10 protein-coding genes are annotated in these 11,608 nt (G+C 64.2%); 5 read left to right on the top strand and 5 right to left on the bottom strand.

Annotated elements, in window-relative coordinates:
• Positions 1–21: 21 nt before the first annotated feature.
• The 3 genes from DSC91_RS32330 to DSC91_RS32320 all read right to left on the bottom strand — a co-directional run bounded on the left by DSC91_RS32330 (position 22) and on the right by DSC91_RS32320 (position 3,954).
• Complete coding sequence (locus DSC91_RS32330) at positions 22–1,260, bottom strand: SfnB family sulfur acquisition oxidoreductase (RefSeq protein ID WP_115782575.1); 1,239 nt, start codon at positions 1,258–1,260, stop codon at positions 22–24.
• A gap of 121 nt (positions 1,261–1,381) precedes the next feature.
• Positions 1,382–2,443 carry an ABC transporter permease gene (locus tag DSC91_RS32325; protein WP_115782574.1) on the bottom strand — a complete coding sequence of 354 codons (1,062 nt, stop codon included), beginning with the start codon at positions 2,441–2,443 and terminating at the stop codon, positions 1,382–1,384.
• Positions 2,440–3,954 carry a sugar ABC transporter ATP-binding protein gene (locus DSC91_RS32320; RefSeq protein ID WP_115782573.1) on the bottom strand — a complete coding sequence of 505 codons (1,515 nt, stop codon included), beginning with the start codon at positions 3,952–3,954 and terminating at the stop codon, positions 2,440–2,442. The genes DSC91_RS32325 and DSC91_RS32320 overlap by 4 nt, the downstream gene beginning before the upstream one ends.
• A gap of 376 nt (positions 3,955–4,330) precedes the next feature.
• Between DSC91_RS32320 and DSC91_RS32315 the strand changes: the two genes are divergently transcribed.
• From DSC91_RS32315 to DSC91_RS32295, 5 genes are all read left to right on the top strand, one after another.
• On the top strand, positions 4,331–5,110 hold the full coding sequence (locus tag DSC91_RS32315; protein WP_115782572.1) for a GntR family transcriptional regulator: 780 nt from the start codon (positions 4,331–4,333) through the stop codon (positions 5,108–5,110).
• The gene (locus DSC91_RS32310; protein ID WP_115782571.1) at positions 5,107–6,840 is read left to right on the top strand and encodes a fumarate reductase/succinate dehydrogenase flavoprotein subunit; all 1,734 of its coding nucleotides are present in this window, start codon (positions 5,107–5,109) and stop codon (positions 6,838–6,840) included. The genes DSC91_RS32315 and DSC91_RS32310 overlap by 4 nt, the downstream gene beginning before the upstream one ends.
• A gap of 9 nt (positions 6,841–6,849) precedes the next feature.
• Positions 6,850–7,095 (top strand): 4Fe-4S dicluster domain-containing protein, encoded by a 246-nt coding sequence (locus tag DSC91_RS32305; protein WP_115782570.1) that lies wholly within the window; start codon positions 6,850–6,852, stop codon positions 7,093–7,095.
• Between the two features lie 92 nt (positions 7,096–7,187).
• On the top strand, positions 7,188–8,201 hold the full coding sequence (locus DSC91_RS32300) for a HEAT repeat domain-containing protein (protein ID WP_115783585.1): 1,014 nt from the start codon (positions 7,188–7,190) through the stop codon (positions 8,199–8,201).
• Positions 8,201–8,479 (top strand): DUF971 domain-containing protein, encoded by a 279-nt coding sequence (locus DSC91_RS32295; protein WP_115782569.1) that lies wholly within the window; start codon positions 8,201–8,203, stop codon positions 8,477–8,479. The genes DSC91_RS32300 and DSC91_RS32295 overlap by 1 nt, the downstream gene beginning before the upstream one ends.
• Positions 8,480–8,548: 69 nt before the next feature.
• On the opposite strand, the gene DSC91_RS32290 is transcribed toward DSC91_RS32295, so the two are convergent.
• Both DSC91_RS32290 and DSC91_RS32285 read right to left on the bottom strand, forming a co-directional pair.
• Complete coding sequence (locus DSC91_RS32290; protein WP_167470533.1) at positions 8,549–10,630, bottom strand: family 2A encapsulin nanocompartment cargo protein cysteine desulfurase; 2,082 nt, start codon at positions 10,628–10,630, stop codon at positions 8,549–8,551.
• Positions 10,605–11,537 (bottom strand): family 2A encapsulin nanocompartment shell protein, encoded by a 933-nt coding sequence (locus tag DSC91_RS32285; protein WP_011493308.1) that lies wholly within the window; start codon positions 11,535–11,537, stop codon positions 10,605–10,607. The genes DSC91_RS32290 and DSC91_RS32285 overlap by 26 nt, the downstream gene beginning before the upstream one ends.
• Between the last annotated feature and the right edge of the window lie 71 nt (positions 11,538–11,608).

Raw genomic sequence — 11,608 nt, 5'->3', positions numbered from 1 at the left:
GGTTAAGGAGTGCGCCTGGCGTCAATTCCAGGGGTGGCGTGCGGGCTTGGTGCCGTTCAGATAGTAGTTGCCGACCAGGTGATACTTCCAGCGCACCGGGTCATGCAGCGTATGGACGCGTGCGTTGCGCCAGTGCCGGTCGAGATTGTGTTCGCCAAGCGTCGACTGGGTCCCGCCAAGTTCGAACAGCTTTTCGCCTGCCAGCAAGGCGGCTTCCGTCGTCAACACTTTCGCTTCGCCCACGGCGACCGACGCGCGCGCCACGTCGTCTTCGGTCGTCTCCGCTTTCGCGGCAATCTCGTCGATCACGCGCGCGGCCCATTCGAGCAAGGCCTCGGCAGCGTGCAAGCGGATGTGCAAATTTCCGATCTCCCGCACGGTCAGCGGATCGTCGCTCGCGCGCTCGACCCCGCTGTCGATCCACGGCCGCGAACGCGAGCGCACGAACGTCAGCGTGTCGTCGAGCGCCGCCTTCGCGATGCCGGCGTCGATGGCCGCCTGAATGATCTGCGAGACCGGACCGTTGAGCGTTGGAAAATCGGATACGCGATGCGCCGGCAACACATGCGAAGCCGGCACGCGCACGCGCTCCAGCACCACGGTGCCGCTTGCCGTGGTGCGTTGACCGAAGCCCGACCAGTCGTCGATCACGGTCAGCCCCGGCGTACCCTTCGGAATGTAGGCGAGCCAGCCTTTGCGCTCGCTATCGAGCCCCAGCACGGGGACGAAGTCGGCGAATAACGCGCCGGTCGAATAGAACTTGGTGCCATGGACCACGTAGTCGCCGCCGTCCCGCGTCACGCTCGTTTTCAGATCGAGCACGTTTCTCGTGCCCTTCTCCGAAAAGCCGTTACCGAAGCGCTTGCCGCCCAGCACCTGCGCGAAGAAGTATTGCTTCTGCTCCTCCGTGCCGGTTAGCGCGATCACGTCGACCAGGCCGAAGTGGTTCTGCGGCAGCTGCCCCAACGACGGATCCGCTGCTGAAATGATCTTGACGACTTCCGTCAACGTGACAAACGACACCCCCGCGCCGCCGTATGCCTTCGGCACCGTGATGGCCCACAGCCCGGACTGCGAGAACCACTCGATCTCCTCGCGAGGCAAGCGGCGTTCGCTATCGCGCTGTGCCGCCCCGTGCGCGAGGCGGCCCGCAAGCTCATGCGCCACCGCGATCGCCTGCGCGTCGTCGGCAATGATGCGCACCGCGTGCCGACTCTCATTGAAGGTGCTCGATGATGCCGTTTCGTCAATCTCTGCCATTGGGGTCTCCGCTTGAATGACTGTGCGCTCAATCTATCAGCGGACACCGCATGCGCAAACTGAACGATTCGGCAATCGATATTCCTTCGGATGGCAAACGACTTTCAGTGACGCGTGACACTCACCCACGAGAGTCCGCAGGCCGCCCGACACTGAAGGTAAATGCCAGTGCAAGAACCAGCAGCACACCCTTGATGAAATCCTGCATGTAGTACGGCGCATTCAGCATGGTCAAGCCATTCAGCAGCACGCCGACAAACACGGCCCCCACCACGGTGCCGAACACGTTGGGCCGCTTCGCGCCCCACACCGCATACCCCATCAGCGCAGCCGCCACGGCATCGAGCAACAGGGAGTGTCCCGCGCTGACGTCGCCGCGCCCGACACGCGCGGCGATCAGCACGCCGCCCAGCGATGCGATCGCTCCCGAGGCAACATAGGCCGCGACCCGGTAGCGGGCCGTGGGCGCACCCGCCAGCCGCGCGGCCGTCTCGTTGCCACCGATCGCATAGATCACCCGGCCCCAGCGCGTCGTCTCCATCACGATGCAGGCAAGCACCGTCAATACGCTGAGAATCAGCACGGGGAGCGGCACGACATCGAAAAGACGCAGACGCCCCAATGCCAGAAACGCGTCCGGGAAAATCCCGCTCGCCTCCGTGCCGTCGGGCAGCACGGTACCGGTTGCGAGCGAGCGGCCGCCCGTTGGAATCAATTGCAGACCGGCCAGCAGAAACAGCGTGCCGAGTGTCGCCAGTTGGTCCGGCACACGCAGCCGCGTGATCAGCAGGCCGTTGAACAGGCCGGCCACAACGCCGAGCGCGACGCACGCAGCCACGGCCGCCAACGCGCTGCCATGCCAGACGATCAGCACATAGCTCGCCGCCATCTGAGCCGACGCGGCCACGCTGCCCACCGACAGATCGAAGCCGCCTGCCGCCAGCGTGATCGTCACGCCAATGCCGAGCAACGCCACGATCGACACCGCCTGAAGGATGCTGAACAGGTTGTCGATGTTCAGAAAGGCCGGTTCCCTGATGGCGAATACGGCAATCAGAATCGCCAGTACGAGCAGGATGCCGGTGCGCTCCAGGTGATCGCGCAGGCTGCGCCATGCTGACTGCGCCCGCTGGCCGGGTGCCGCGTCGCCGGTAATGGAAGGGGTAAGGGGTTGGGGTTTCATGAAAGAGGTTCGGTGCTCGCGTCGTGGGATGGTTGAACTGTTGCGCGCTCGAGCGTCGCGCGATCGAAGCGCACGACGCGATCGGCGATCTCCAGGGCCTCTTCGAGATCGCTGACGAACACGAGCGTCGCGCGGTGACGCGCATGCCGCCGCAAGGTATCGACGATATCGGCGCGCGCGCCGGCGTCGACGCCCTGAAACGGTTCGTCGAGCAGCAACAGGCGCGCGCGTTCGACATGCCAGCGCGCAAGGACGACTTTCTGCTGATTGCCGCCGGACAGGCGCGTCAGACGATCGTCGGGGCCCGTGCAACGAACACCGAAGGTTCGGATCGCCTCGCTCGCGGCCTCGCGTTCCACCGCCTCGCGTACCACACCGCGCCTGAACCAGCGCGACAGGAACGGAAAACTGAGCGTGCCCGCGATCGACGCGAACGGCACGCTGTCGGGAAACAACGACGTGCGCCAGCGATCCTCGCCGGCGAGGAACACGCCGGCGCGAATCGCATCGGCCGGCGAACGAGGCCGCCACGGTTTGCCGTCGAGCAGCATCCGGCCACTGCCGGCGCGAGCCGCACCGAAGATCGCTCGCGCGAAGTGCGATTTGCCGCCGCCCACCGGGCCCGCTATCGCCACGATCTCGCCGCGCCGGACGTCGAGGTCGAATGGGAGGCTCGCCGGCATCAATCGAAAGTCGCGCACGCTGAAACAGGCTTCGAGCGAGGCCGCGCTCTTCGCATCCTGAGTCCGGGCTTGTGGCAGGGGCCGTCCGATCATCGTCTCGACGGCGGCGTCGAAATCGATTGGCGGTTGCAGGTCGGCGACAAGACGACCGTCGCGCACGATCGCCACCCGGTTCGCCATGCGCCGCAGATCACCGAGTCGATGCGAGACCAGCAGGATCGCAACGCCCTCTTCGCGCAATGGCTCGAGCCGCGCGAACAGGCGTTCGGCTTCGGCGGCGGACAGGCTGGCGGTGGGCTCGTCGAGAATCAGCAGCCTGGGGCGCGAGGCCAGCGCGCGCGCCAGCGTCACGAGTTGCTGACTGGCGAGCGAAAGCGACCCGAGCGGCGCCGACAGATCGGCATCCAGCCCGACTCGCCTCGCCAGCGGCGTCGCCGCCTCACGCCGCGCCGCCGGCGGCACGCGCCACGGCGACGCCGGATCGCACAGGCGATCGAGCAGCAGGTTGTCCGCGATCGACAGCGCCGGTACGACCGCATCGGCAATCGACTGATGCACCGTGGCAATGCCGAGTTGTTTGGCCGCCTGCGGCGAAGTGGGCCGATACGGCTTGCCCAGCAGCGTCAAGGCGCCGCCGTCGGGTGGATACACGCCGCTCAGAATCTTGACCAGCGTCGACTTGCCCGCACCGTTGGCGCCCATCAACGCAACGACTTCGCCGGGATGGATCGAGAAGTCGAGGTTCGATAGCGCGACGGTGGCACCGAAGTGCTTCGTGAGCGCAGAGGCGCTCAGGATCGGCTCGCTCGGGCTCGGGACCGCTTCCATGGTTGCGCACCGTCATCCAAAACGATGATTGTCTGCCCGCGCCATATGTGTGGAAAACCAATTTGTTCTGATATGCAAAGCGTCGCGCACGACGAATGGCAGGCGTGTCGCCTGCAGGTGCCGAGAATTTCTCGCTTTTGTAGTTCAGCACATGCCGTTCTTGTGGGTCGAGGAATGTGCCGGTTCCCGTATCGCGGATAAAGGCATCGTCGGCCCAGGCACCGGGATAGCGCCATGCGCCAGGACGTTGCGGCTAACACGAACACCGAAAGCTGTTGAGCAGAAATGCAAAGCACAAAATCTTCGTTCGCCCGTCCGCGCTCCATCACTAGACTGTGACGCAACTTGTCATAACAAGTACAGACACCCCAAGATCATGCTGAAACCCGACTCTGCCAACGTGCTGCCTCTTTCCGCGCCTCCGCTCTACGAGCAGATCAAGACGGCGTTGCGTTCGCGCATTCTCGACGGCACCTATGCGGCCCATTCCCAGATGCCGTCTGAAAGCGATCTCTGCGCGATGTTCGACGTCAGCCGCATTACCGTGCGGCAAGCGCTCGGCGATCTGCAAAAGGAAGGGCTCGTCTTCAAACTTCACGGCAAGGGCACCTTCGTCTCCAGGCCGAAGGCCTTCCAGAACGTCAGCGCGCTGCAAGGCTTCGCCGAAGCGATGTCGTCGATGGGCTATGAAATCGTCAACCAGCTCAAACATATCCGTTTCATTCCCGCCACTGCGCACATCGCGAGCCATCTCAAGCTGCCAGAGGGCGCGAAAGTCGCCGAAATCCAGCGCGTGCGGATGCTCAATCGCGAGCCCGTCTCGCTCGAAATCACGTGGGTCCCGGAGGCATTAGGGAAGCGCCTTGCGAGCGCGGACCTCGTCACGCGCGACATCTTCCTCATTCTCGAGAACGATTGCACCGTGCCGCTCGGCCACGCCGACGTCTCCATCGACGCGATTCTCGCCGACGATGAAATCGTCGACGCCCTGAACGTTGAAGAAGGCAGCCCGGTGCTTCGCATCGAACGTCTTACCCATGACGCGGACGGCACACCGATCGACTACGAATACCTCTATTTCCGCGGCGACGCGTTGCAGTACCGCTTTCGCATCGACCGGCAGAAAGAGAAGAACACCACAAGGAAGACGAAATGAATACACACGTGATCGAGTACGACCTGGTCGTCGTGGGTGGCGGCACGGCCGGTCCGATGGCTGCCGTCAAAGCAAAGGAACAGGACCCGAACCTGAAGATTCTGTTGCTGGAAAAGGCCAACGTCAAACGCAGCGGCGCGATTTCCATGGGCATGGACGGGCTGAATAACGCCATCATTCCCGGTCACGCGACGCCCGAGCAGTACACGAAGGAAATCACCATCGCCAACGACGGCATCGTCGATCAGGCCGCCGTCTATGCCTACGCCCGGCACAGCTTCAAGACCATCGAAGAGCTCGACCGCTGGGGCGTGAAGTTCGAAAAGGACGGCACGGGCGACTATGCGGTCAAGAAAGTGCATCACATGGGCTCCTATGTTCTGCCGATGCCGGAAGGCCACGACATCAAGAAAGTGCTCTACCGGCAGCTCAAACGCGCGCGCATCGCGATCACCAATCGCATCGTCGTCACGCGGGTTCTGACCGATGCGCAAGGGCGCGCCTGCGGCGTGCTGGGCTTCGACTGCCGTACGGCGGATTTTTATGTGGTGCGCGCGAAAGCGGTGATTCTCTGCTGCGGGGCCGCGGGCCGCCTCGGCTTGCCGTCCTCGGGCTATCTGATGGGCACCTACGAGAACCCCACCAACGCCGGCGACGGCTACGCGATGGCCTATCGCGCGGGCGCTGCGCTCGCGAACCTCGAGTGCTTCCAGATCAACCCGCTGATCAAGGACTACAACGGCCCCGCATGCGCCTACGTGACGGGCCCGCTCGGCGGCTTCACCGCGAACGGCAAGGGCGAACGTTTCATCGAATGCGATTACTGGAGCGGCCAGATGATGTGGGAGTTCTATCAGGAACTCCAAAGCGGCAATGGCCCCGTATTTCTGAAGCTCGACCATCTCGCCGAGGAAACCATTCAAACCATCGAGCAGATTCTGCACACGAACGAGCGCCCCAGCCGGGGACGTTTTCATGCGGGACGCGGCACTGATTATCGCCAGCAGATGATCGAGATGCACATCTCCGAGATCGGTTTTTGCAGCGGCCACAGCGCCTCCGGCGTCTACGTAAACGAGCGCGCGGAAACCACTGTTGCCGGTCTTTACGCTGCCGGCGACATGGCCGCGGTACCGCACAACTACATGCTCGGCGCGTTCACCTACGGCTGGTTCGCGGGGCGGAACGCGGCGCAATACGTCGAAGGGCGTGAGCATGCGGCACTCGATAGCGAGCAGATCGAAGCCGAGCGCACGCGGATCTACGCGCCGCTCGAACGCGAGACCGGGCTTGCACCGGCGCAGGTCGAATACAAGCTGCGTCGCATGGTGAACGACTATCTTCAGCCGCCGAAGGTCACACGCAAGATGGAAATCGGCCTGCAACGTTTCGCGGAAATCGCCGCCGACATCGACCAGATCAAGGCTGACAATCCGCACGAGCTGATGCGCGCCGCGGAGGTGCGGGCGATTCGCGACTGCGCCGAGATGGCGGCGCACGCGTCGCTGTATCGCACGGAAAGCCGCTGGGGCTTGTACCACCATCGCGTCGATTATCCGCAGCGCAACGACGCCGAATGGTTCTGCCACACGCATCTGAAGAAAGACGCGGCGGGCCGCATGGTCAGCGAAAAACGCGCCGTCGAGCCGTATGTGGTGCCGCTCGACAACCACGAGAGTCACGCCTACCAGAACCTGCGCATCGGCGAGCCCGCGCTGGCCGACGCTTGAGGAGCCACCATGTCTACGACACCGCACACCATTTTCCAGCGCAGCGCGGCACCGGTCACGATCGACGAAGACAAATGCATCGCCGACAAGGGCTGCACGGTCTGCGTGGACGTATGCCCGCTCGACCTGCTAGCGATCGACCTGACCAAAGGCCGCGCCTACATGAAGTTCGACGAATGCTGGTACTGCATGCCGTGCGAGAAGGATTGCCCGACCGATGCAATCAGGGTCGATATTCCTTATCTGCTGCGCTAATAGCGAGCCCTCCGGACCGACGGCGCCGTTTCCCTGGCATGCTCGAGCAGCGTATCGAACACACCTGTTTCACTCCGGACACCATTCAACTCATGACCGATATTTCGCTTCCGCTGACGTTCGACCCCGATTCCCTCGATCCGGAAGCCGCCGCCCTCCTGCCGCGCCTCGCGTCCGCGGACGCCGCCGTGCGCCGCATCGCCCTCCTTGCGCTCGCCGACCTCGAAGACGAAGCCGTGCTCGGACCGATTGTCACCGCCTTGCGCAGCGACGTCTCATCGGAGGTTCGGGCGCAGGCCGCCGAGGTGCTCGGTGCGTGGGAGCGTGCCGACGCGGTAGCGGCGCTGTGCGAAGCACTGGCGGATCGTGCAGAGGATGTGCGCGAGGCGGCCGCGCAGAGTCTGTCCAATTTGAAGGATCCGGAATCCGGGCCGCTGCTCGCGCCGTGGACCGCGCATGGCGATCCGTTCGTGCGTCAGGCTGCGCTTCGCGGTCTGCGCGAACTGCGCTATGCAGGCGCGTTGGAACCCGCGCTGGCCGCCCTCGCCGCGAACGAATACATAGTGCGGCTCGAAGCCGTGAGCGTGCTCGGCTGGTTGAAGAACGAGCACGCGCTTGGCCCCCTCACCGCCGCTGCCGCGCAGGATCCGAGCGCCGCCGTGCGGCGCGCGGCAATCGGTGCATTGGGTATCGGGGCAGCGGCGACGGACGACATCATCGCCGCGTTGCTGAGCGCATTGGGCGATGCCGCGTGGCAGGTCCGTGAAGAAGCGGCAGCCACGCTCGGCAAACTGCGCGCGCCGGGCGCACGGGATGCGCTGATCGCGGCGCTCGACGACGACTACTGGCAAGTCCGTTTGCAGGCGGTCCGAGCGTTAGGCAAACTCGGCGATGCAAATGCAAGCGCAATCTCTACCGCGAGCACGGCGGTCGCCGCGCTGCTCACGCATGCGATCAGCAATTTGCGCAAGGAGGCGGCTTTGTCGCTGGGAGAATTGGGCGATGCCGCTTCGTTGCCGGCCTTGCAGGTAGCCGCGACCGATCCCGATCCGGAAGTGCGCAAAGCCGCACGTATCGCGTTGGCACAGATTGACAAGGCGAACTGATGAACGCGCCCGACCACGTGACGATTCATGCCGCGACACGGCGACTGTCCTTGACGTGGAACGATGGGCAAACGCAGTGGATCGACAACGCCACGCTGAGGAAACGGTGCCCTTGCTCGACATGCCGTCGCTTGATGCTTTCGGGTCACAAGGCGCGAGTGGAGTCAAACGTTGCGATTGTCGACTTGCAGCCGATGGGCTACGGCGTGCAGATCGTGTTCAGCGACGGACATGCGCAGGGCATCTATCCGTGGGACTATCTGGCGGGTATTGTCTGATATGGCCTGACATTGCCTGAATGCAGGCGAAGAAAAAAAGCGGCGGCCATGATCGGCCGCCGCTTTGCGTTAGCGTCGCGAAGACAGGCGCCGCACGACCGACACCAACGCATCGACTTCATCGCAGGTGTTGTAGAACGCGAGCGACGGCCTCACCGTGGCTTCGACGCCGAAGCGGCGCAAGATCGGCTGCGCACAATGATGCCCCGAACGCACGGCGATGCCCTCCTCGTTCAACGCCTGCCCCACTTCCTCGGTCTCGTAGCCCTTCAGCACGAAAGACAACACGCTGGCTTTGTCGCGGGCCGTGCCGATCAGGCGCACACCCGGCACCGGCTGCAGCACGCTCGTCGCATAGGCCAGCAAGTCGTGCTCATAGCGCGCGATATTCTCGATGCCCACGCGCTGAACGTAGTCGATCGCGGCACCGAGGCCCACTGCATCGGCGATATTGCCCGTGCCGGCTTCGAAGCGATTCGGCGGAGGCTGGAACACGGTGCGCTCGAAGGTGACGTCCGCGATCATGTTGCCGCCACCCTGCCAGGGCGGCATATCTTCCAGAATCGCGCGCTTGCCGTAGACCACGCCGATGCCCGTCGGACCGAACACCTTGTGGCCCGAGAACACGAAGAAGTCGGCGTCGAGCGCCTGCACGTCCACCCGCATGTGCGACACCGATTGCGCGCCGTCGACCAGCGCCTTCGCGCCTGCCCGATGTGCAAGCTCGACGATCTCCTTGACCGGCACCACGGTGCCCAGCGCGTTCGACACCTGCGTGACCGAGACGATCTTCGTCCGGTCATTGAGCAGACGACGATATTCGTCGAGCAGGACCTGGCCATTGTCGTCAACCGGAATCACGCGCAGCTTTGCACCGGTTTGCGCGGCAAGCTGCTGCCACGGCACGATGTTGGCATGATGCTCCAGGTGCGAGACGATGATCTCGTCGCCCTCGCCGACATGCTTCACGCCCCACGTCTTCGCGATCAGGTTGATCGCCTCCGTGGTGCCGCGCACGAAGATGATTTCCTCCGGCGACGCCGCGCCGATGAAACGCTGCACCTTGCTGCGCGCGGCTTCGTACGCATCGGTGGCGCGGCCGGCGAGTGCATGAGCCGCCCGATGGATGTTCGAGTTTTCATGCGCGTAGAAATACGCGAGCCGGTCGATCACCGCCTGCGGCTTGTGCGTGGTCGCGGCATTGTCGAACCACACCAGCTGACGGCCGTTGACGCGCTCCTGCAGAATCGGAAAGTCGCGGCGAATCGCATTCACATCGAATGGCGGGTGGGCTGACGGCCCCGCATGCGGCACGCCGTCCCTGGCGCCAGTCGTTTGCCCGGGAGTTTGCCCCGGATAGCGCGACGCGTCGTTCAGATTCAGAAAATAATGCGAGCCGCCAGCATGTTCTGCCGGTCCGGCACTCGGCACCGCTTGCGATGCGGCCGGCCTGTCGTACGGGAAGCGCTGTTCGGTAAGCGGCTCATCGACGCCAGGGAATCCGAGCGATTGCGCGCTGACTTCGTTCCAGCCCGGCACGACGATATCCGGCGACGCAACCGTCGATGTCCGGGCCTGTGCCGTTTCGCCCAGAAAATAATAAGGCAACACAGACCCAGCCGAGCCCGCCGACGTAGGCGACACGCCGCCCGCGGACGGACGCTGCGCGCCGTGCCCCTCAGGCACGCCAAGCGCCGCCCCGCCAAAACGCGGATCGAGTGCCGGCGCAACGGTCACCGCGCTATCGGGCAGGCCATTCTGCGCAGCCGCATGAGGCGCCAGCGCGGGCGCGCGATTACCCAGCGACAGGACATGCGTGGGTGCTGACGGCAGCAGGTTACCCCCCGGCACATGCCCCTGCGGCAACGCTGCACCAGGCACGCCAGTGCCCGCGCCGCCAGGACCCGCGAGCGGCGAACCGGCCGGAGCCGGATTGCCGATCTCGCTGGTCACAGGCGCCGTGAACGGCAGCGTGGCGGCCACGTCGGGCGCACCGCCTGGCTGCGGCGCGTTGCCCGGCAGCGCCGAGAAGAACGCATTGGCCAGCGACGCTAACGTCGCCGGATCAGGCAAACCCGCGGGCGGACCGGTCGGCACATCGTGCGGCAGGACGCTATCCATGGGCTTACTTGTAGGTATCTGGGTAGTCATGGTACTTGCCGATCTCCACGTCATCGAGAACCGCCAGCGCGTCCGGCGAATGCACCGCGAGCGAGCAATAGAGCGAGATCAGATACGACGCGATCGCATGATTGTTGATGCCCATGAAGCGGACCGACAGACCCGGACCCTGTTCGCCGGCCACGCCCGGCTGGAACAGGCCGACCACGCCCTGGCGCTTGTCGCCCACGCGCAGCAGCAGAATCTTGGTCTTGCCGTCGGCAACCGGCACCTTGTCCGACGGGATCAACGGAATGCCGCGCCACGTCAGGAACTGCGAGCCAAACAGGCTGACGGTCGGCGGCGGCACGCCACGGCGCGTGCATTCACGACCGAAGGCGGCGATGGCGAGCGGATGCGTCAGGAAGAACGCCGGCTCTTTCCACACCTTGGTCAGCAATTCGTCGAGATCGTCGGGCGTCGGCGCGCCGGTCAGCGGAAACACGCGCTGCTCTTCGGCCACATTCGCGAGCAGGCCGTAGTCCGGGTTGTTGATCAGCTGGCTTTCCTGCAACTCCTTGATCGTCTCGATCGTGAGCCGCAGTTGTTCCTTGATCTGATCGTGCGGGCTGCTGTACAGGTCCGAGATTCGCGTGTGCACGTCGAGCACCGTGCTGACCGCATTCAGGAAGTACTCGCGCGGTTGCTCTTCATACGGCACGAAAGTGCGCGGCAGAATGCTTTCGTCTTCGCGCGCGGTGCAGGCCGCCACCACGGCTTCAGGATTCTTCACCTGGTTCAGACGATAGATGCCCGCCTCGACCGGCAGCCATTGCAGCAGATGGGTGAGCCAGCGGGGCGTGATCGTGGCGAGTTGCGGAACGGTTTTGGTGGCATTGGCGAGTTGCCGTGCTGCGGTATCGCCGAGCGCCGTCAGGCCGCCGACTGTTGCTGTCATCTGAAGCTCCAGGATTGATAGAAGAAAAACAGAAAAGCTTATGAACGAAAACGATTATCGGAAGACACCCC

It is taken from the genome of Paraburkholderia caffeinilytica, assembly GCF_003368325.1.
In the GTDB taxonomy this organism is placed as follows: Bacteria; Pseudomonadota; Gammaproteobacteria; order Burkholderiales; family Burkholderiaceae; genus Paraburkholderia; species Paraburkholderia caffeinilytica.
The sequence above is the reverse complement of the archived record's forward strand: the minus strand, read 5'-3'. Positions and strand labels throughout refer to the sequence as shown.

Coding starts and splice junctions, on each gene's coding strand:
- DSC91_RS32330 (WP_115782575.1), bottom strand. CDS start 1,260: ATGGCAGAGATTGACGAAACGGCATCATCGAGCACCTTCAATGAGAGT.
- DSC91_RS32325 (WP_115782574.1), bottom strand. CDS start 2,443: ATGAAACCCCAACCCCTTACCCCTTCCATTACCGGCGACGCGGCACCC.
- DSC91_RS32315 (WP_115782572.1), top strand. CDS start 4,331: ATGCTGAAACCCGACTCTGCCAACGTGCTGCCTCTTTCCGCGCCTCCG.
- DSC91_RS32300 (WP_115783585.1), top strand. CDS start 7,188: ATGACCGATATTTCGCTTCCGCTGACGTTCGACCCCGATTCCCTCGAT.
- DSC91_RS32285 (WP_011493308.1), bottom strand. CDS start 11,537: ATGACAGCAACAGTCGGCGGCCTGACGGCGCTCGGCGATACCGCAGCA.
- DSC91_RS32305 (WP_115782570.1), top strand. CDS start 6,850: ATGTCTACGACACCGCACACCATTTTCCAGCGCAGCGCGGCACCGGTC.
- DSC91_RS32295 (WP_115782569.1), top strand. CDS start 8,201: ATGAACGCGCCCGACCACGTGACGATTCATGCCGCGACACGGCGACTG.
- DSC91_RS32290 (WP_167470533.1), bottom strand. CDS start 10,630: ATGACTACCCAGATACCTACAAGTAAGCCCATGGATAGCGTCCTGCCG.
- DSC91_RS32310 (WP_115782571.1), top strand. CDS start 5,107: ATGAATACACACGTGATCGAGTACGACCTGGTCGTCGTGGGTGGCGGC.
- DSC91_RS32320 (WP_115782573.1), bottom strand. CDS start 3,954: ATGGAAGCGGTCCCGAGCCCGAGCGAGCCGATCCTGAGCGCCTCTGCG.